The 21,877-nt window shown below is 39.0% G+C and carries 19 protein-coding genes; all 19 read right to left on the bottom strand.

Going from position 1 to position 21,877, the window contains the following annotated elements; all coding sequences use genetic code 11:
* Nucleotides 1-204: 204 nt before the first annotated feature.
* The 19 genes from AC3A54_RS13600 to AC3A54_RS13510 all read right to left on the bottom strand — a co-directional run bounded on the left by AC3A54_RS13600 (nt 205) and on the right by AC3A54_RS13510 (nt 21,838).
* Complete coding sequence (locus tag AC3A54_RS13600) at nt 205-1,071, bottom strand: 2-oxoacid:ferredoxin oxidoreductase subunit beta (RefSeq protein WP_308080132.1); 867 nt, start codon at nt 1,069-1,071, stop codon at nt 205-207.
* Nucleotides 1,072-2,808 carry a 2-oxoacid:acceptor oxidoreductase subunit alpha gene (locus tag AC3A54_RS13595; RefSeq protein WP_335533820.1) on the bottom strand — a complete coding sequence of 579 codons (1,737 nt, stop codon included), beginning with the start codon at nt 2,806-2,808 and terminating at the stop codon, nt 1,072-1,074.
* Between the two features lie 650 nt (nt 2,809-3,458).
* A complete protein-coding gene (gene spoVS, locus AC3A54_RS13590) occupies nt 3,459-3,719 on the bottom strand; it encodes a stage V sporulation protein SpoVS (RefSeq protein ID WP_003211281.1) in 261 nt (86 codons plus the stop codon).
* Between the two features lie 190 nt (nt 3,720-3,909).
* Nucleotides 3,910-4,707, bottom strand: coding sequence for a TIGR00282 family metallophosphoesterase (locus AC3A54_RS13585; protein ID WP_487654822.1), 798 nt, complete (start codon nt 4,705-4,707; stop codon nt 3,910-3,912).
* A 111-nt stretch (nt 4,708-4,818) separates the two neighbouring features.
* Nucleotides 4,819-6,378: a ribonuclease Y gene (gene rny / locus AC3A54_RS13580; RefSeq protein WP_487654821.1), complete on the bottom strand. Its 1,560-nt coding sequence runs from the start codon at nt 6,376-6,378 to the stop codon at nt 4,819-4,821.
* Nucleotides 6,379-6,694: 316 nt separating this feature from the next.
* Complete coding sequence (recA, locus tag AC3A54_RS13575) at nt 6,695-7,738, bottom strand: recombinase RecA (RefSeq protein ID WP_308080140.1); 1,044 nt, start codon at nt 7,736-7,738, stop codon at nt 6,695-6,697.
* A gap of 547 nt (nt 7,739-8,285) precedes the next feature.
* Nucleotides 8,286-9,539: a competence/damage-inducible protein A gene (locus AC3A54_RS13570; RefSeq protein WP_487654902.1), complete on the bottom strand. Its 1,254-nt coding sequence runs from the start codon at nt 9,537-9,539 to the stop codon at nt 8,286-8,288.
* Between the two features lie 34 nt (nt 9,540-9,573).
* The gene (pgsA, locus tag AC3A54_RS13565) at nt 9,574-10,158 is read right to left on the bottom strand and encodes a CDP-diacylglycerol--glycerol-3-phosphate 3-phosphatidyltransferase (protein ID WP_308080141.1); all 585 of its coding nucleotides are present in this window, start codon (nt 10,156-10,158) and stop codon (nt 9,574-9,576) included.
* 50 nt (nt 10,159-10,208) lie between these two features.
* Nucleotides 10,209-11,111, bottom strand: a complete 903-nt coding sequence (locus AC3A54_RS13560) for a helix-turn-helix domain-containing protein (RefSeq protein WP_487654820.1) — start codon at nt 11,109-11,111, stop codon at nt 10,209-10,211.
* A 21-nt stretch (nt 11,112-11,132) separates the two neighbouring features.
* The gene (locus AC3A54_RS13555; protein ID WP_308084215.1) at nt 11,133-11,924 is read right to left on the bottom strand and encodes a DUF3388 domain-containing protein; all 792 of its coding nucleotides are present in this window, start codon (nt 11,922-11,924) and stop codon (nt 11,133-11,135) included.
* A gap of 174 nt (nt 11,925-12,098) precedes the next feature.
* On the bottom strand, nt 12,099-12,356 hold the full coding sequence (locus AC3A54_RS13550) for a DUF3243 domain-containing protein (protein ID WP_309864905.1): 258 nt from the start codon (nt 12,354-12,356) through the stop codon (nt 12,099-12,101).
* Nucleotides 12,357-12,464: 108 nt separating this feature from the next.
* The gene (gene ymfI / locus AC3A54_RS13545; protein WP_487654819.1) at nt 12,465-13,187 is read right to left on the bottom strand and encodes an elongation factor P 5-aminopentanone reductase; all 723 of its coding nucleotides are present in this window, start codon (nt 13,185-13,187) and stop codon (nt 12,465-12,467) included.
* Nucleotides 13,188-13,251: 64 nt separating this feature from the next.
* Complete coding sequence (gene yfmH, locus AC3A54_RS13540) at nt 13,252-14,544, bottom strand: EF-P 5-aminopentanol modification-associated protein YfmH (protein ID WP_487654818.1); 1,293 nt, start codon at nt 14,542-14,544, stop codon at nt 13,252-13,254.
* Nucleotides 14,544-15,824 (bottom strand): EF-P 5-aminopentanol modification-associated protein YfmF, encoded by a 1,281-nt coding sequence (gene yfmF / locus AC3A54_RS13535; protein WP_487654817.1) that lies wholly within the window; start codon nt 15,822-15,824, stop codon nt 14,544-14,546. The genes yfmH and yfmF overlap by 1 nt, the downstream gene beginning before the upstream one ends.
* Before the next feature lie 375 nt (nt 15,825-16,199).
* Entirely contained in the window at nt 16,200-17,159 is a 960-nt protein-coding gene (locus AC3A54_RS13530) for an ABC transporter permease (protein WP_335548129.1), read from the bottom strand.
* Between the two features lies 1 nt (nt 17,160).
* A complete protein-coding gene (locus AC3A54_RS13525; protein ID WP_308080148.1) occupies nt 17,161-18,207 on the bottom strand; it encodes an ABC transporter permease in 1,047 nt (348 codons plus the stop codon).
* Nucleotides 18,200-19,735: an ABC transporter ATP-binding protein gene (locus tag AC3A54_RS13520; protein ID WP_487654816.1), complete on the bottom strand. Its 1,536-nt coding sequence runs from the start codon at nt 19,733-19,735 to the stop codon at nt 18,200-18,202. Before AC3A54_RS13520 ends, AC3A54_RS13525 begins: the two co-directional genes overlap by 8 nt.
* 210 nt (nt 19,736-19,945) lie before the next feature.
* The gene (locus tag AC3A54_RS13515; protein WP_487654815.1) at nt 19,946-21,034 is read right to left on the bottom strand and encodes a BMP family lipoprotein; all 1,089 of its coding nucleotides are present in this window, start codon (nt 21,032-21,034) and stop codon (nt 19,946-19,948) included.
* A gap of 81 nt (nt 21,035-21,115) precedes the next feature.
* The gene (locus tag AC3A54_RS13510; RefSeq protein WP_487654814.1) at nt 21,116-21,838 is read right to left on the bottom strand and encodes a GntR family transcriptional regulator; all 723 of its coding nucleotides are present in this window, start codon (nt 21,836-21,838) and stop codon (nt 21,116-21,118) included.
* Between the last annotated feature and the right edge of the window lie 39 nt (nt 21,839-21,877).

Below are 21,877 nucleotides of genomic sequence, written 5' to 3'. Positions count from 1 at the left end.
TCCGTTCCAGGATCGAGCGGTTCGTGGGCGTTTCGGCGAGCCTCCTCGGCGCTTGCGCCTGCGGGGTCTCCCCTGAACCGTACTCCCACAGGAGTCTTCGAGCCTTCCACTCCAATCAACAGGGTTAATAATCAACTCTGTTCTTTAACACAGCCTTCATAAAAAAAAATCCCGGGGAACAAAGTTCCTCGGGATTTTTTTTTATTACATAAATTCGCCGACTAATTTATCAAAATAGTTTTGGTCAAGATTAAGGTCCGCTTGAGATAACGGAGCCGGTGAGTACCCTTGGATTAACTCCTGGTAAGATTGACGCTCAGTATTTTGATAGATTAGACCAGTTACAAGTCCATTATGCTTCATTAATGTTTGCATAGCCATTTCACGACTATTTGGATCGTACCCTTCAACATCACTTAGCTTTGTAAGATTTTCTTTGAACCAATCATATGTGTTGACCTTATTATAGGTTACACATGGGCTGTACACGTTGATTAATGAGAACCCTTTATGATTGATACCTGCTTCAATTAGAGCAGTAAGTTCTTTTAAATCAGTTGAAAAGCTTTGTGCAACAAAAGTTGCGCCAGCAGTTAAGGCCATTTCCATTGGAGAAATTGCTTGTTCAATTGATCCCAATGGAGTTGACTTTGTTTTAAAGCCAGCTGCGGAACGTGGTGATGTTTGACCTTTAGTTAAACCATAAATTTGGTTATCCATAACGACATAAGTAATGTCGATATTACGGCGAATAGCGTGAATCGTATGACCCATACCGATGGCAAAACCGTCACCGTCACCACCAGAAGCGATAACTGTTAAGTCACGATTAGCCATTTTAACACCTTGTGCAATCGGTAATGAACGACCATGGATACCGTGGAAACCAAATGAATTGATATAACCAGAAATACGTCCTGAACAGCCGATACCAGAAATAACAGCTAAATTTTCAGGTTCTAAACCAACATTTGCTGCAGCACGTTGCATTGCCGCTTGTACGGAGAAGTCGCCACAGCCAGGGCACCAGTTCGGTTTTACATTGTTTCGAAAGTCTTTAAAAGTGGCCATTTAGAACAACTCCTTACATTTTGTATACACTTCGTGCGGCAAGAACGGATTACCATCATATTTAACATGCTTAACGATTTTCTCAGCATGTCCAACATTCATCTTCATGATATTCGCTAACTGTCCAGTTGCGTTGTTTTCAACAACAACAACCTTCTTCGCAGAACGAACTAGCGGAAGAACTTCGTCTGTTGGGAACGGATGAATTAAACGAACATGAGCATGGTTCACTTTTAATCCGTCCTTCTCAAGACGAGTCATTGCTTCTTCAATTACACCACGTGTTGAGTTAAAACCAACAAATAAAACATCAGCATCTTCATGCTTTACATTTTTATAAACTGGTGTATCAAAGCGGATATTCTCGACTTTACGGAAACGCTTATCCATCTGAGCAATTCGGTTAGGAGCTGATTCTGATGGTTTACCAGTTTCATCGTGTTCTACACCTGTTACATGGTGGATACCATTTTTCATACCAGGAATAACACGTGGAGATACGCCATCTTCTGTCACTTCATAACGCTTGAAATAGCCATTGTTTTCGTTTGCAGGAATGTCTCCTGAAACTAACTTACCTCGTCTAATTTCAACTTTACTAAAATCTAAAGGTTCAACTGTTTGTTTACCTAAAGATAGTTGAAGATCAGTAAGTAAAATAACTGGGCACTGATATTCTTCTGCTAGATTAAATGCTTCAGCCGCATCATAGAATGCCTCTTGAACTGTACTTGGAGCCATAACGATCTTTGGAATTTCACCGTGAGTTCCATAAATCATAGCCATTAAGTCAGATTGTTCTTGTTTTGTTGGTAATCCAGTAGATGGACCGCCACGTTGAGTGTCAACGATAACAAGTGGAGTTTCTGTAATACCAGAAAGGCCAATTGCTTCCATTTTCAAGGATAATCCTGGACCAGCAGAAGCTGTAATTGCACGGACACCACCATAGTTAGCACCAATAGCCATTGTACATGCTGCGATCTCATCTTCTGTTTGAATGACAGTTCCGCCTAGAGCAGGAAGCTTTTTAATTAAATATTCCATAATCTCAGAAGCTGGTGTAATTGGGTATGCAGCCATAAATCGGCATCCACCAGCAATCGCACCTAATGCAATCGCATCGTTCCCAATCATAAACATACGCTTCTTACCATCAGCTTTTTCAAGCTGCATTGTTTGGACACCAGCTTCAAGTTTTTCTTTCATATAATCATAGCCGGCTTTAATTGCATCCATGTTTTTCGCAACAACTTGTTCGCCTTTTTTACCGAAAATTTCATGAACTACTTCTTCAAAAACTTGAATATCCAAATCTAACACAGCAGATGTTGCACCGATAGCTACCATGTTTTTCATTAAAGAAGTTCCTAGTCCAGTAGCAATTTCTGTAAATGGAACCGCATACATGGAAGCTTGTGTATCTTCAGGTTTCTTTGGATCAAATTTGGAGTCAGCTAGAATGACACCTTTGCTATGAAGCTCTTTGTAATTTACATCAACGGTTTCTTGGTCAAACGCTACAAGGATATCTAGATCATCAGAAATAGAACGAACTTCAGTCGTACTTACTCTGATTTTATTGTTTGTATGACCGCCTTTAATACGAGATGAAAAGTGACGATAACCATACAAGTAATATCCCAGGCGATTCAATGCGATTGCAAAGATTTCCCCAGTGCTTTCAATACCTTCCCCTTGTTGTCCGCCAACTTTCCACGAAAGTTGATTGATCATGACTTACACCCCTTTGGATATGTAAAAAATAAGTTGATTGAACATACTAAGTGTAGCACTTTTCCGAGTAATTCACTAGAGATTAGCCCATTTAAATACGTTGCAGACTAAAAAATAGAATCAAGGATATGTACTAAACGCTTACAATTCTAGACCTATGCACTAAAAATTGCAACCCTTTCACACGAAATATTGTCTAAAATATGAATATTTTTTTATTATTTAAAATTAACTGTGTTCCTTTAAAGCGAAAAATAGATAAATAGCAGATGAAAACTGTTATTCTTATGCGGTTTTGGACGATTTATCACTAAACACAACTGTTGTTTCTTAAATTTTTCTTGTATATTAGAATAATATTTTTATATGCAACTATGGCTACCATCGAAAGAACAAAAGGCAGAAGCGCCTCGTCCAGCCCCGACAGGCAAATGTTCTTCGGCGGGAAAAGTCCGCCTTTTGACTTTTCTTGCCGAAGGTTATTTGACCCGAGGGGCTAGGCGCTGGAGCTGGATTCAGACTACTAGTTCTGTTATCCACACTCTGACTTTTTTATAATTTCCTAGCCAATAAAAAAACCCGCTTGTGTCAAACAAGCAGGAAAAATAAGAAGTACCTTTTTTTGCCCTCCGGAAAATAGTCTATCTCTTTCACCGTGGTTCAACGATTAGTTTGATAGCTGTGCGTTCTTCCCCATCAATTAAAATATCAGTAAACGCAGGGATACAGATTAAATCAACTCCGCTAGGTGCTACAAATCCTCGTGCAATTGCTACTGCCTTTACGGCTTGGTTCAATGCACCCGCACCAATCGCCTGTATTTCTGCTGCACCTCTTTCACGCAGAACTCCGGCAAGTGCACCAGCTACAGAATTAGGATTAGATTTTGCTGAAACTTTTAATATTTCCATTCCTAGCTCCTCCTTAAAAAATCCCGATCCCGCATGAGCAGTTTCATGTACAAATCAGGTTATAACTTTCCACTGCTACTATATTCAGCCTGCAATAGACATATTCCGGCTTGGACAAAAAAAGAGATGATTCCCTTTGGTCCGTTTGATACATTGCCATTAAAAAAGAGCAAAAGGGGTTCTTTTGCTCTTACGAATAAAACGGATGGTCATCGTTTATTAAAATAGGACTGATTTTTTTCGTCATCCCTGTTTTACGATCTAGTTCGATATAAACAGCGCTTAATTGATTTCTACCTGCCGTAGGAACTTCAAAACGGACTGGGAGGCTGGTAAGGAACCTTTTAAGGACAGCATCTCTTTCAACACCTAATATGCCATCGTACGGGCCTGTCATGCCCACATCTGATAGATACCCAGTCCCAGCAGGTAGAATCCGGTTATCAGCTGTTTGGACGTGTGTGTGTGTTCCAACAACTGCTGATACTCTTCCATCTAAGTACCACCCCATGGCTTGTTTTTCGCTCGTCACTTCTGCATGGAAATCAACAAAGATAAATGGGGTTCTTTCACTTGCTTTTTCAACTAACTCATCAGCTTTTTTAAAGGGACAATCTAATGGTGCCATAAAGGTTCTTCCTTGGAGGTTAATGACTGCAATTTCAAACTCATTAACTTTAAAAAATGCCATCCCTTGCCCCGGTGTACCTTCTGGAAAATTCGCTGGCCTTACCATATTTTTTGCTGAACCGATAAACTCAAAAATATCTCTATTATCCCAAGCATGGTTACCAAGCGTAACTGCCTGTGCACCATACCCTAAAAATTCACGATAGATCTTTTCTGTAATCCCCTTGCCTGCAGCAGCATTTTCCCCATTGATAATGGTAAAGGTAGGCCGGAATTTCTCTTTTAGTTTTGGTAAATATTCCTTAACCATGTCCCGGCCTGGTGAGCCGACCACGTCTCCGATAAAAAGTAAATTCATTATTTTTCCTTTCGTCAATAAGAAATTGTAGTTGATTCAATTGTATCACAATCAAAAATAATTTAATCACCAGTTTTTACCCAATAAATAAAGCGGTGCAAATGCACCGCTTTATTTTGCGTATTCAACAGCTCGTGTTTCACGAATAACTGTGACTTTAATATGTCCAGGGTAATCTAGCTCTTCTTCAATTCGCTTACGAATATCTCGTGCTAATCGATGAGCAGCAAGATCATCAACTGCATCTGGTCTTACAATAATACGTACTTCACGACCAGCCTGTATCGCAAAGGATTTCTCAACTCCCTCATAGGATTCAGAAATCTCCTCTAGCTTCTCTAGGCGGCGGATATAGTTTTCAAGAGTTTCACTACGAGCACCTGGTCTAGCAGCTGACAATGCATCAGCAGCGGCAACCAGTACGGCGATAATGGATGTTGGCTCTGTATCACCATGGTGTGACGCAATACTATTAATAACAACTGGATGTTCTTTGTATTTGGTTGCCAGTTCAACCCCAATTTCTACATGGCTACCTTCCACTTCATGGTCAATTGCTTTACCAATATCGTGTAGCAATCCTGCACGACGAGCTAGAGTTTCATCTTGTCCAAGCTCAGCAGCAAGTAGCCCAGAAAGCTGTGCCACTTCCATTGAATGCTTTAATACGTTTTGACCATAACTTGTACGGAACTTTAAGCGACCAAGAATTTTAATAAGATCTGGATGGAGTCCATGCACACCCACTTCAAAAGTGGTCTGCTCACCGACTTCGCGAATATACTCATCCACTTCGCGACGAGATTTTTCTACCATTTCCTCAATACGTGCAGGGTGGATTCGGCCATCTTGAACTAGTTTTTCTAGTGCTAAGCGGGCTGTCTCTCGACGAATAGGATCAAAGCCTGATAGAATAACAGCTTCAGGAGTATCATCAATAATCAAATCAATTCCCGTTAATGTTTCAAGTGTACGGATATTTCGTCCTTCACGGCCAATAATTCGGCCCTTCATTTCGTCATTTGGAAGGTTAACGACTGATACAGTCGTCTCCGCAACATGGTCAGCAGCGCAACGTTGGATTGCTAGCGAAAGAATTTCCTTCGCTTTCTTATCAGCTTCCTCTTTTGCACGATTTTCGCTTTCCTTAATCATTATTGCAGTGTCGTAGACAAGTTCCTGCTCCATCTTGTCAATAATGATCGCTTTAGCTTCCTCACGAGTTAAGCTCGAAATCCGTTCGAGTTCAGTTTTTTGTGTTCTTACCAACTCGTCCACTTTGCTTTCCATCTCTTCAATATGCTGTTGTCTTTGGTTTAGAGAATCATCCTTCTTTTCTAAAAGATTTTCACGCTTGTTTAACGTTTCCTCTTTTCGATCTAAATTCTCTTCTCTTTGCAGTAAACGGTTTTCTTGTTTTTGCATTTCATTTCTTCGTTCACGAACCTCACGCTCTGCTTCTGTTCGAAGCTTGTGAATTTCATCCTTTGCTTCCAGCAAAGCTTCTTTTTTCAATGAATCAGCATCACGTTTAGCATCTTCAAGAATCTGCTCAGCAGCATTCTTTGCACCAGCTACTTTTGCTTCAGCAATGGATTTATGAACAAAATAGCCAACAACGGCACCGACGATAAGGCCAAGCAAAATGGAGATGATAGTAATTAGGTCCATCGTTACACCTCCTCTTGCTATGAACTTTTGTTACATTTTTTTAAGTGTCGGCATGTACATTGTTTAGACTCAACATACAGCAAGCACCAGGGCTTTTCAAATTGTAATATTACCAAAAATGTAAAATATACATGTTAATTGTAAAGCTGTGAATATTCATTGTCAAGGCTTAGTCCACTAGGCTTTTTTAAATATTTAGAATTCGTCATCAACTATTTCTAGAATGAACAGTGTACTAAGTGAATTATTATTAACTTATTTTCATAAAAATACAGATGTTATTAAAAAAGCAAAACCCAAAAGGGGCTTTGCTTTTTTAATTATCTAGTAAATTAAATTCCTCTTCTTCTTCAACTTCCGTCACGAACTTTTCACCATCTAATCCGTAGTGCTCACGGATTTTTTGTTGAATTTCAAGACGGACATCAGGGTTTTCTTTTAAGAAAAGCTTGGCATTTTCACGGCCCTGACCTAGTCTTTCATCATTATAGGAATACCATGAACCGCTCTTCTGGACGATATCTAGTTCGGAGCCTAAATCGATGATTTCGCCCTCTTTAGAAATACCTTCTCCATACATAATGTCTACTTCTGCCGTACGGAAAGGAGGAGCAACTTTATTCTTAACAATCTTTATCTTTGTCTTATTACCAACGATATCATTTCCCTGCTTTAACGCCTCTGCACGACGCACTTCAATACGGACAGTAGAATAGAATTTTAATGCGCGTCCACCAGGTGTTGTCTCGGGATTACCAAACATGATTCCAATTTTTTCACGAATTTGGTTAATAAAGATAGCAATCGTCTTTGATTTGTTAATGGAACCAGATAGTTTTCGCAGCGCTTGAGACATCAAGCGAGCTTGTAAACCAACGTGAGAATCTCCCATTTCACCTTCAATTTCAGCCTTTGGTACTAATGCTGCTACTGAGTCAACTACAAGAATATCAATTGCACCGCTTCGAACAAGTGCCTCTGCGATTTCAAGTGCTTGTTCACCCGTATCAGGCTGCGATAACAATAACTCATCAATATTAACACCCAATTTTTGTGCATATGCGGGGTCTAATGCATGCTCAGCGTCAATAAATGCTGCTTGTCCACCTTTTGCTTGTACTTCTGCAATTGCATGCAAAGCAACAGTTGTTTTACCTGAGCTCTCAGGGCCATAAACTTCAATTATACGGCCTCTTGGATATCCACCAACTCCAAGTGCAGCATCAAGTGCTAATGACCCACTCGGACTCGTAAGAATCCTTGTATCAGTTTTCTCTCCCATCTTCATGATGGAACCTTTACCAAATTGCTTTTCAATTTGTTTTAACGCCATTTCTAATGCCGCTTTACGATCACTCACGAATCTTTTCCTCCCTTATATATAAACACATACTTAAAATCTATCGATTTAAAACCTATTAATAATATACCTTCTTTTTAGGTATTTGTCGAGTAAAAAAACGAACATTTATTCGATTGTTTTCTTTGTGCTATTTATGTAATAAATTGCATATCCCCCTACTTTTTGTATAAATAGGCATAAATCTCAGCTTTTAAATGGAATTTGGGTTAATTGTCGGAAATATTTTTTGAGAATAATTGTTAGATGGTTGTTCTATATGACCGGTCTTCTTTCTTTTCCCTATGCTTGGGCTCATAGACTGCTTCTACGCGACCGGTTCCTCTTTTTTCCCCTCTGTTCGGGATTATAGACTGCTTCTACGCGACCGGTTCTTCTTTCTTTTCCTCTACTTGGGCTCGTAGACGGTTTCTACGCGACCGTTCCCTCTTTTTCCCCTACTGTTCGGGCTCGTAGACTGCTTCTACCAAATCAACTCCACCGTCACTCGCTCCTTCTATTCGTATAGACTAGAAGGAGCATAATTTAAATAAAAAATCACAGAACACTATTTAGTATTCTGTGACTCTTTTAAATTACGTAATATAAAGTAGCTGCCGTATTTCACCGCACGGTTTCGAATCGCTTCCCTCGTTCCGCCAAGCGTAAGCTTTTCAACCCTCGTCGGCATCCCTTTCATTGCCATTCCAATATAAACGGTACCTACGGGCTTTCCTTCCACCTCAGAGGGGCCGGCAACACCCGTAAAACTAATCCCAATATCCGTACCAAAAATCTTTGCAGCATTTTCGGCTAATTCATGCGCACATTGCTCACTTACAGCTCCATGCTTATCTAGCGTTTCCAGCTTCACTTGTAAGACCTGATGTTTTACCTCATTTGAATAACAAACCAATCCGCCATTAAACACTGTACTCGCACCTGAGATAGACGTTAGCTCCTGCTGGAACATTCCTCCCGTTAAGCTCTCTGCAACTGTAATCGTAAGTTTTCTATCTTTCAACATTTTTGTCAGTTCAGCCAATAATGAAGTATGATCATAGCCATACAGAAACTCTCCGACACGCTGTGAGATTTTAGCTTCTACATCATCAAGCATAGTAAGAGCAATATTCTCATCCGTATGCTTTGCAGTAAGCCGTAACGTAACCTCTCCATCCCCTGCAAGTGGTGCAATCGTTGGATTGCTTTGGGCATCGATCAAATCCATAATCTCTGTTTCCAATGCGGCTTCCCCAATACCGAAAAAGCGCAGCACTCTTGAAACAATTTTCTCATTCGACTGAGCTTTCGATGAAAGTGCCTTTGCCCCATAATGAAGAAACATCGGTTCCATTTCCTTAGGAGGACCCGGCAGAAGCATATATGTATGATTTTCACCACTTACAACCATTCCTGGAGCCATCCCATGATCATTCGGCAGGACTTGGGACCCTTCCAGTACAAGTGCTTGCTTACGATTATTTTCTGTCATCACACGGTTAGTCCGCTTAAAGAAAAGCTCAATCGATTCCAACGCCGCTTCATCCATAACTAATTGTTTACCAAGATGACAAGCAATGGTTTCCTTCGTTAAATCATCCTTTGTTGGTCCTAAACCACCAGTAAAGATAATGATTTTAGAACGATTTTCAGCAATTTCAATCGCCGACTTCAATCTGTCAGGGTTATCACCAACTACTGTATGATAAAAAACATTAATACCCAGCCCCGCCAACTGTTGCGATATAAAGCGGGCATTCGTATTCACTATCTGACCGAGTAACAACTCTGAACCAACTGCTATAATTTCAGCATTCAACATACTCTCGCCCTCTTTACCAGTAGTTTGTTACCTATTTTGAATTTTTTAAGACATGACTATTTTTTGCAAAATAGTCCCAACCAGACCAAATAGTGAAAATAAGTGCTACCCATAAGGATACTATATCAAATCGGAAGGAGATCAATTCAAAAATAGTATTATGTAGTAGGATACTTGAAATAGCCACGATTTGTGCCCACGTTTTAATTTTGCCGAGCATATTTGCTGCAACTACCTCACCTTCACCTGCAAGTAAAAGTCGTAGCCCTGTAACGGCAAATTCCCTACTGATAATGATGATAACAATCCATGAAGGAGCATAAACACCATTCAGTTCAACAAGAACAATTAAAGCAGCTGAAACTAGTAATTTATCTGCTAGCGGGTCAAGAAATTTCCCCATATTTGTTACCATGTTATACTTACGAGCATAATGACCATCCACCCAATCTGTTGTTGAAGCTAAAATGAAAATTAGTGCTCCTACAAAGTGAGTAACTGGCAATTCTACACCGAATAGGTGCATGTCCCCCCAATCAAAAGGTGCAAGCATAATAATCAAGAATAGTGGAATTAATAATATTCTCGATACTGTAATTCTGTTTGGAATATTCATAATTTTCCTCCGCGTAGTTATTGAAAGCGAAAATAGTCATCGATTGATGACTATTCGCTTTTCAGAACATATTGAATCTTGATGTTCTGAACATTTGCTGTTGCTGGAATGGCGTACTCAAGCTTTTGATCATTAATATAAATTTCAGTGTTAGCTGCATTGCCGACCCTGATGGTCGCCAAAGTTTCTGCTGATAAATCCACTGTTTGACTTGAGGTACCATTGATTCTAAGCGTGTCCGAAATGAAGGTTTTCCCCTTCCCGTTTTTAACACTAACCCAGGCATCTCCGCCTTTAGCAACTAACTTCACAACAAATTTATCAGCATTTTTCAGTTCATAGGTCGTATCACGACCAGCACTTTGCACGACAGATATTTCTTGAGTCGGAGTGACCACTTCAGGAGTTTTTTCTTCCTCTTTTTGCTTAGCGGTCTCCTCCTCTTTCACTTTCTCTTTTTCTTTCTTCTCAGCTTCTTTTGCTTTTTCAAGGTTTTCGGACTTGACGTATTTTACTGGATCATTTTCTTTACTGAGTGATTCATTTGAATCATTACCAGCATGATTTGTTACAAGTACATAAATGAGACTAGCCAGCCCAACCACAAACACCCCAATTAATATTTTAGGAAGTAGATTCAAAATTTTCGAATTCCCATCATTAATTGATTTGTGGGTCGTTACTCTCGATAACTGTTGAGGTAACTCATCATGATAAGCAGCCGGAATTTCACTTTTATAGGTCTCAAATATTTCATCCGGATTAAGGCCTAGCGCCTCAGAGTATTGCTTTATGAATGCACGAACATAAAAATTTCCGGGCATGCTTGCATAATTACCTTCTTCTATACCAATTAAATAACGCTTTTGAATTTTTGTCATGGATTGTACATCATCCAAGCTAAATCCTTTGGCTAATCGAGCTTCTTTTAGTCGATTCCCTAATTCAGTCAACTGTTAACACCTTCCAATTTATTAAAAATCAAAATCTCCAAAATCTGATCCGGAGAACATATTATGTTGATCAACAACCTCGTAAGTAATCTCTTCTTCTGCATCGTTCCTAAGTTCGATAATATAGTCAAAATCATCGAGGGTATACTCAGAATTTTGTACAAAAATATCCGGATGCTCTATTACTTTAACAGAAGGTAAACGCATGATTTCACGGACAAGCTGCCAGTGCCGCTCATTTGCACGTCTAGTTGAAACAATTCCATCAAGAATGAATAGGTTGTTTTCATTGTACTCGTCTTCAATTAGTTGATTTCGAATGGTTTGTTTTAGTAGAGTAGATGAGACAAATAACCAGCGTTTATTTGCACAGACGCTTGCTGCTACCAGTGATTCCGTTTTGCCTACTCTCGGCATTCCTCTAATTCCAATTAGCTTATGTCCTTCCTGCTTAAATAATTCTGCCATAAAATCAACTAATAATCCAAGCTCATCTCTTACAAAGCGAAAGGTTTTTTTATCGTCTGCATCTCTTTGGATATACCTGCCATGTCTAACAGCTAATCTGTCTCTTAGTTTTGGTTCTCTTAGTTTAATCAATTTTATTGTGTCCATTGTATGTAAAATTGACTCAAGTCGTTTAATTTGATCGTCATCTTTTGCAAGTATAAGAAGCCCGCGTCTTCCTTCATCCACACCATTAATAGTTACAATATTTATTGAGAGCATACCCAATAAGGATGAAATATCACCCAAAAGGCCAGGGCGGTTTTTTTGAATCTCATACTCTAAATACCATTCTTTTTTCATTATAAAAAACCCCCTACTAAGAAGTTTCGACATTTTTTTCACAACTCATCATCTAAACCTTATAATAAATGATTTTGAATGAAGATGAAAGAAAAAACAAAGATTATGGCATATTTATATGTAACAAAGGAAAAATTTATTTATCAACAAAAAAAGAGAGGATAACTCTCCTCTCTTCTAGCGGCTTCCGTTATTTTGAATAAGTTTAACCATCATATTGGCAATAGCCTGCTGTTCATCTTTATCAGCAACTGACCAAAGGTCTGCAAGCATTCTTTCTTGCTCATTTTTTGGTTCAACTTGCTTTGATAAGTAATCACCAATTTGAAACGCTAAGTTACCAATAGCCCCTTCACTCATACCTTCATTTTGTGCATGATGAAGACGATCAGCTAAAAAGTCTTCCCATTGTTTCCAGTTTTCTAACACTGACATGACATTACCTCCTTTAAAATAGTACAAGGTTATTTTGCGAAGAAGAGGTGTGTCCTATACATGAATAAGTTGTGAATTTTAATTCCGATTACAATAAACAATGTATATTTATGTATACCAGCCGCCATTTACGGAAAGTACTTGTCCAGTGATATAAGAGGAATCTTTGGATAGCAAGAATTTGACTGTTCCTGCTATTTCTTCAGGCAACCCCAGTCTTCCCATAGGGATTTCTTCACACAACTCCTCTATTTCTTCCGCATTAAAGCCTTTCATCATGGGCGTGGCCACTGCTCCAGGAGCAATCGCATTCACTCGAATCCCATTTAAGGCCACTTCTTTACTAAGGGCTTTCACAAAGGCAATTTGTGCACCCTTCGCAGCGGAATAAACCACTTCACACGCAGCACCCGTTTGACCCCAAATGGATGAAATAAAAACAATATTTCCAGACTTTTTATGTAGTAATTTCGGCAACATTTCCTTGGTAAGCATTATTGGATTTAGCACGTGCACATTCATCAATTCTTGTGCATCTTCCAGCTCCATATCCATGAGAAGCCCATAATGACTATTCCCGCTACAATGAATGATGGCATCTAAGGAAAAAATTTGTGAAGAGATTGTCTCATAGCCCTTCGAATTTGATAAGTCAGCCTGTATGGGGAAGTACTCCCCTCCAAATTGTTCAAGCTTCTTCATTAACTCACTTATAGAATCGCTATTCTTATTATAATGTAGATACAAATGATACCCATCTGCTGCTAACCTACATGCAACCGCTTGTCCTATTCCACCACTTGCTCCCGTAATGAGTGCGTATTTTTTCATTTTAAGATCACTCTCTCTATGTAATAACAGGAGAAAAAGCGCCGCGTAAACGACGCTTCTTCCTTTATTTTTTCTTTGGAATGACTTGGCATACTGAAAAGCGTTCTTCCGAGATCACTTCTGCTGCTAATGATTGAACATCCTGAAGCGTAATATTTTCTAATGTAGGAACGACATCAAATAAATTCATATCATTAAATGCATACCTCGTGAATTGATTGGCAATATATTCAGGCGAGTTGACAGCACGTAGAAAGGCTCCAATTTTTTTCTTCTTTGCCCTTGCAAGCTGCTCCTCAGTAATAGAACTATTCTTTTTTGCATCCAAAAGCATCTTTTCTAATCTCTCAGCTAATTGATCTGGTTCTCTTGTGTCCCCACCTACCATCGCAAAGCCAAAACCTTGTTCTTGTGTATAGTCGAATGAGAACGTTTCATCAATCAAACCCTCACTGTAGAGCTGATTATAGTTTTCAGAGCTTTTTCCAAACAACAGATCAAGCAGAACATTCATCGTTAGTTCATTTTTTAGCATTTCCGCTCCCATTTGATCCACATGAAGGGCTTTAATTCCTACTAATGCTTTTGATGTTTGTACATTCATTTCAAGCACTTGCTTTTTTTCAGCTGCTTGAGTTGGTTCTGATTCAAATTTACGTTTGATTTCCCGCTGATCTTTATAATCCTTCTTCGCCTGATTTTCCCTTACTTGATTCATTATCTTTTCAGGGTCGACAGGTCCAACAATAAATAACAGCATATTACTTGGATGATAAAAAGTATTATAACACTCGTATAACCAATCCTTTGTAATATGGGAAATGGATTCAATTGTTCCGGCTATATCAATTTTTACCGGATGATTTTGGTACAGATTTTGAATCAAACCAAAGTATAGGCGCCAATCGGGATTGTCATCATACATCGTAATTTCCTGACCAATAATCCCTTTTTCTTTTTCAACTGTTTTCTCAGAAAAATAAGGTTCTTGAACGAAATCAATCAATGTTTCTAGATTCTTTTCCACATCTGATGTGCTAGAAAACAAATAGGCGGTCCTTGTAAAAGAGGTAAACGCATTTGCAGAAGCACCTTGACGGCTAAATTGCTGAAATACGTCTCCATCCTCTTTCTCAAAAAGTTTATGCTCTAAAAAGTGAGCAATTCCATCTGGTACTTTTACGTATTCGTCTTTTCCCAATGGAATAAAGGTATTATCTACAGAACCATATTTTGTGGTAAAGGTCGCATACGTTTTATTAAAGCCATTCTTCGGTAAAATATAGACGTTGAGGCCATTGGACATTTTTTCATGGTACAGCTCTTCTTGAAGTTGGTCAAAATTAATCTTCTCCATTATTTGCCCCCCTCCGTTCCGGTTAAGAAATAAATAGTATCTAAATCGATTTTGTTTGCAACTGCCACAATTTCTTCCTTGGTCGTTTTATCCATTTCCGTCAGCCATGTATCTAGCTTAATATCTGTATGTGCCACAACATTATGATAAAGGATTTCCGTTAAACCACGAGAGGTATCAATGGTTTCTAAGATTTGATTTCTAATGACCGCTTTGGTTTGCTCTAATTCTTGTTCAGTGAAATCTCCCTTTTTCATTGCCCCCATTTGCTCGTTAATAATTCCTATTGCTTGATCATAGTTTTTTAGATCGATTCCTGACATGACCATCATTAAGCCTTTATGACTTTCTAATCGGCTGGCAGCGTAGTAGGCTAAGCTTGCCTTTTCGCGAACATTGATAAATAACTTAGAATGTGAAAAGCCACCAAAAATTCCATTAAAGACCTGAAGAGCGAAATAATCTGAATCGCCGTACACAATATTTGTGCGGTAACCCATATTTAACTTTCCTTGTTTTACATCCTGCTCTTCTTTGACCTCATTTACATCCGATCTTTTGTTAATACTTTGTTGTTCCACCCTTTTTGGTGTGCGGCTTTCAAATTGGAGCAGCTCAGAAGAAAGTTTTTTTACATCTTCTTCATTTACATCACCAATCACATACAGGTCCATCTCATCTTCTAAAAAGGCTCTTTTAAAGTATTCATATAAATTTTCCGCTGTAATGCCATCCACATCTGCCGCATCTCCGTTAACTTCTAAAGCGTATGGCTCTTCCTTACACATTTCCTGTAACAAGCGAACATTCGAATAGCGCATTTTATCGTCAAATACCGATTGAATTCGCTGCTTGAGGGCTCGCTTTTCTTTTTCTACTGTTTCATTGTCAAACGCATTACCAGTAACATTTGGTTTAGTTAAGATCTCTGCAAGCAGTTCAAAGCCCTTCTTTAATAATGGGCTTGGGTCACTAAGAAACTTTTCATTTGCAATCTCAATGGAAAAACTGATTACATGGTATTCACCTTTTTTAGATAAATCCACAAATAGAGTTGCCCCATATAATTCATCTAGGTAAGAGCGAAGTGCAGTGGTTGAAGCGTATTTTGCAGAACTACTTTGTAATACCTGTGGAAGAAGGGCTCTTTTCGTCACATCTTCTTTTGTTAATGGTGCTTTCATCTTCCAAACGAAGGTATTCGTTTTGTATTTATCCGTTTGAATGACATGGAGTTTATACCCTTGCATTTCCAATATTTTTTCTGCAGTAGCGTCCATTTATATCCTCCTTATCGGTAAAGGGTCATATATTACAATATGTAAACATTTTTCTTTATATCTTTTCCTTTGTAATAAAACCTATACTTATTACTATAATTTGACAAGCTTGTTTTATACAAGTAAATGCGTTTATTAAAAACAAATCTTTTAACTTGCCTGTTGATTTCCGCCCCAGGCACTTCGCTTTCCGTGGGCGTTTCGGCGAGCCTCCTCGGCGCTTGCGCCTGCGGGGTCTCCCCTGAACCGTACTCCCACAGGAGTCTTCGCGCCTTCCGCTCCAATCAACAGGGTGTGTAAATCAACAATGTTCTTTAACACAGCTAAAAACAAAAAAAGCTCTCAGTGGGTGACTGAGAGCTTTTTCTATGATTATTAACGGCTACCTTTGATATAGTGAGTACCAACTGCTTTTGGTGCATCGGCACGACCGATGAATCCAGTTAAAGCTAAGATTGTTAATACGTAAGGTGCGATTAGCAAGTATACGCTTGGAATTTCTTTTAAGAAAGGTAAACTTGATCCAATGATACTGATACTTTGAGCGAAACCAAAAAAGATTGCTGCCCCTAATGCGCCAAGTGGATGCCATTTACCGAAAATCATGGCTGCTAACGCCATGAAACCTTGCCCACTGATAGTAGAGTGGCTGAAGTTAGAAGTGATGGATTGTGCGTACACTCCACCGCCTAGACCACCAAGTGCTCCAGAAAGGAGAACACCTAGGTAACGCATTTTTGTTACATTAATACCCATTGTGTCAGCTGCCATTGGGTGTTCACCAACAGAACGAAGACGAAGACCAAATGGAGTTTTGAAAACAACATACCATACAATAATAGCAACAAGAATTGCTAGGAAAGAAGTCCAATAGGTGTCTTGGAAAAAGATTTTTCCAATAACTGGAATGTCTTTTAACACAGGAATATCAACTTTGCTAAAGCCTTTAGAAATAATCCCAGTTTCACCTTTATCATAAATAAGTTTGACAAGGAACAAGGTTAGTCCTGTTGCTAATAAGTTAATCGCAACACCAGATACGGTATGGTCAGCACGGAATGTAATAGACGCAACCGCATGGAATAGTGAGAAGAATGCTCCAGCAGCCATAGCTACTAATAAAGCAATCCACGGTGTAGCACTACCAAATGTATCATAAGTAGTTAAGTTGAACACAATGGCTGTAAATGCACCAATTACCATTAAACCTTCAAGCCCAATATTTACTACCCCAGAACGCTCTGAGAAAATACCGCCTAATGCAGTGAAGACAAGTGGAGCTGCCCATAATAATGTGGAAGGAACAAGAATCATTAAAATGTCCATTAAACTCAACTTACTTCACCTCCTTCTTACTGATTCTGTCAAGAAATACTCTGATGATATAGCTTGATGCAACAAAGAATACAATTAAAGCAATGATGATATCAACTAATTCATTAGGAACGCCTGCTTCAAGAGGCATGTTTAATGCTCCCACTTTTAGAACACCAAACAGAATAGCCGAGAAGAAAACACCTAATGCTGTATTTCCACCTAGTAAGGCTACGGCAATACCGTCAAACCCTACTCCTGAGAATCCACCTTTAACCGCTGCATATTCGAAAGTACCAAGACCTTCCATTGCTCCAGCTAATCCAGCAAAGGCTCCTGAAATTAACATGGAAAGGATAATATTCTTATTAACATTCATACCAGCGTAGTGTGCAGCATGTTGGTTAAATCCTACAGATCTTAATTCGAAACCTCTTGTTGTTCTTTCTAATAAGAACCACATAACAAAGCAAGAAAGGATAGCAAGAATAATTCCCCAGTGAAGACGTGAATAATCAGTTAGACTTTCTAACCACTCAGAACGTAAGGTTGCTGATTTATGAATTGGACCTGTATTATCACCTTTATGTGATATTACGTTACGAATAATATAGTTTGACAAATGAAGTGCAACATAGTTCATCATAATTGTTACAATTACTTCATGGACACGGAAACGTGCTTTTAATAAACCAGGAATAAATGCCCAAAGTGCACCAGCTACAATTGCTGCTAAAATAGCAAGTGGTAAATGAATTACACGTGGTAGATCAAAAGCAACCCCCACCCAAACTGCTGCAAGCCAACCAACTAAGAACTGTCCTTCAACCCCAATATTAAACAAACCAACTCGGAAGGCAAAGGCCACGGCTAAACCTGCTAAAATATATGGTGTAAATTGTCTAACTACTTCCCCGATATAATAAATATCTCCAAATGCACCATTCCAAAGTGCTGTAAAAGCTGCAATTGGATCGTAACCACTGACAATCATGATAATTGTTCCTACAAGGATACCTAATAGGACGGCAATAACTGGTGTTAAAATACTTCTCAACCGTTTAGACATTTGTTACTTCACCCGCTTCCTTTCTATTCGAGCCAGCCATCAATAATCCAAGCTCCTGCTCATTTGTTTCCTTCGGATTCACGATAGCTACGATTTTCCCCTCATATATAACCGCGATACGGTCACTAACGTTCATAATTTCTTCTAATTCAAAGGATACTAGCAGGACTGCCTTTCCATTATCGCGTTGCTCTATTAAGCGTTTATGAATGAATTCAATTGCACCAACATCCAAGCCTCGAGTAGGCTGTGCTGCGATCAGTAGGTCTGGATTGCGGTCAACTTCACGTCCAATTATCGCCTTTTGTTGGTTACCACCGGATAGTGCACGTGCTAACGTGTACTCACTAGGCGTACGAACATCAAATTCATTAATTAGTGATTTTGCTTTTTTATAAATTTCCTTAAAGTTTAAAATTCCGTTCTTTGAATATGGTTTTTTATTATAAGTCTGTAATACCATGTTTTCTCCGATTGGGAAGTTTAAAACTAGTCCATGCTTATGACGGTCTTGAGGAATATGACCAACACCTGATTCTGTAATATGTCTTGGCGTTTGGTTAATCAATTCTTTACCGTTTAATTTCACGCTTCCAGTTTCAGCTTTACGCAAGCCAGTAATTGCCTCAATAAATTCTGACTGACCATTACCATCAACCCCGGCAATACCAACAATCTCCCCAGCACGGACAGTAAGATCCAATCCATTAACAACTGTCACGCCACGAGGATCTTTAACTACCAAGTTATTAATTTCAAGTACCTCCTGTTTAGGAGATGCATCTTTCTTTTCTGTTTTGAAAACAACCTCACGACCAACCATTAAGCTTGCAAGTTCATTAGGATTGGTTTCACTAACAGTAACCGTTCCAATTCCTTTACCTTTTCGAATAACCGTACACCGATCGGAAACTTCCATAATCTCTTTCAATTTATGGGTAATTAGAATAATAGATTTACCTTCTTTAATAAGCGTTTTCATTATTTGGATTAATTCTTTGATTTCCTGCGGTGTAAGTACAGCTGTTGGTTCGTCAAAAATAAGAATTTCCGCACCACGATAAAGAGTTTTTAGAATTTCTACCCTTTGCTGCATACCTACAGTAATATCGGAAATTTTTGCTTGAGGGTCAACCGCTAAACCATAGCGCTCTGAAATCTCACGCACTTGTTGTTCTGCCTTTTTAATATCAATTCGGCCACCAGAGGTTATTTCTCTACCTAAAATGATGTTTTCAGTTACGGTAAACGTATCGACCAACATAAAGTGCTGGTGAACCATTCCGATTCCTAAATCATTTGCGATGTTCGGGTTAGAAATGTTAACAGGCTTCCCTTTAACACGGATTTCACCCTGCTCTGGTTGATATAAACCAAATAGAACATTCATTAAGGTGGATTTCCCGGCACCATTTTCACCAAGTAATGCGTGAATCTCACCCTTTTTTAATTGAAGAGTTATGTTATCATTCGCAACAAAGCCATTAAACTCTTTACGGATGTTAAGCATTTCAATTACATATTCCATCTCTTCTCACTCCCTGTGACATGATAATGGAAAAATTGACCAGAAGTAGTAAGAGGTCAGACCTTTCCGAATTTTAAAAAAACAGGGATTTCCTCCCCACTATAAAATCTTAAATGAAAAGTAGAATTACACTTCTACACTTCAGTTAAGACTCTTGAATAAGGTAAAAGCGGGAAGGGTTTCTCCAACCCGCTTTTTTCCTCACAAAAATTATTTTGCGCTAAAAGTTTTTAATTCATCACGAGTTCCAGGGACTTTTACAGCACCTGATTTAATTTTTTCGACCCACTCTTTAACAGCTGTTTCGATTGCATCTTTATTAGCAGCTTTGCTGTTAATTGGTGCTAAGCCAACGCCATCTTCAGCTAAGCCGTAAAGGATTGATTCTCCACCAGGGAAGTTTCCATCCATAGCTTTTTTAGATAAATCTTGTACTGCTACGTCAACACGCTTTAGAGCAGATGTAAGAACAACATCTGGACCCATGTCGTTTTGGTCACGGTCTACACCGATTGCCCAAATTTCTTTGCTAGGGTCTTTCGCTTTTCTGTCTGTAGCTTCTTTGAATAGACCGTTACCAGTACCACCAGCTGCGTGGAAGATTACGTCTGCGCCTGAAGAGTACATTTTAGAAGCGATATTTTGACCAAGTTCTGCTTTGTCAAATGCTCCAGAATATTGTACGTCAACTTTTACTTCTGGCTTAGCAGCTTTAACACCAGCTAAGAAACCAGATTCGAAACGCTCGATAACAGGAATTTCCATACCACCGATGAAACCGATGTGGTTAGATTTTGTTGTAAGAGCTGCAGCAACACCAGCAAGGAATGCAGCTTCTTGCTCTTTGAAAAGAACGCTTGCTACGTTTGGTTGTTTAACTTCAGCATCAATGATAGCAAAGTTTGAATCTTTTTGTTGTTTCGCGATTTCTTCTACTGCAGCTTGCATTAAGAAACCGATTCCGTATACTAAATCAAAGTCTTGACGAGCAAGAGTATTTAAGTTTGTAGAGTAATCTGCATCAGATTTAGATTGTAGGTAATCAAATCCGCCTTTACCTTTTTTCATTCCATTGTCAGCACCAAATTTTTGAAGACCTTCCCATGCTGATTGGTTGAATGATTTGTCATCAACACCACCGACGTCAGTAACCATCGCAACAGAGAATGCTTTTCCTTTTTCTTCTCCACCCTTAGATGTTTCGTTTTTGCTTGTGTCATCGCTTTTTCCACAAGCACCTAAAAGTGTTCCAGCAGCAAGAACTAAAGATAGCGCCATTCCAATTTTACGCTTTTGCAAGGTATTGTACCCCCTATGATATGTTTGATATAGTAGAAATTTTCGCAGAACTGGGTGCGTTTTCATCTCGTATTAAAAAAATTAAATACGTTTCCTTAATACATGAAAACTAAACTTGTCCGCTTTAAAATAGTTTACCGAATATAGGACAGGTTCATCCATTTCATCGAAATGCATTTGTTTTAAAACTAACAATGCAGTTTCAGGATCACATTCTAGAATTGGGGAAATTTTCTCATGATAGCCTATCGGCTCGATTTGAGCTACCGCGTATGTAATTCTTCGGTTTGCTTCTTCGTCCAATATGCGGAAGAAACCTTCCTCATAGGAAAAAGTTTTAGGCAAAATCCGTTCGGGAACCTTGTCAATACAGTAGACAACTGGTTCACCATTTGCGGTCCTAACCCTCTCCATCACGAAAATCTCCTCACTTGTAGAACATGAGAAACGGCGAATATCCTCTTCGGTAGGCCCCAGTGTTGATGAGCTTAAGAAAATGGTTCCTGGTTTCATACCAGCTTGTTTAATCATATCAGTGACACTATTAAGTTGTTCAATCCCTGAAGTAAACAGTGGCTTTGCATTAACGAAGGTGCCAACACCATGGCGCCTAATGATAACGTTTTCTTCTTCAAGAATACGTAAAGCCTCTCGAAGTGTTGCCCTGCTCACACCAAGCTGTTTAGCAAGATCGAATTCGGAAGGTAATTTTTCTTTTTCTTTATATATTCCATTTTCAATATCCTGCTTTAACCGATCGATTACTTGTAAGTATAAATGCCGGTTATCTGACTTAATTGACATGCTTTATCCTCCAGGCTTTTTCCTAAGACATCAGACATC

The sequence above is a fragment of the Neobacillus sp. Soil_C_43 genome, assembly GCF_057656715.1.
Note: the sequence above shows the minus strand (reverse complement) of the source record. Positions and strands in the feature narration are given on the sequence as shown.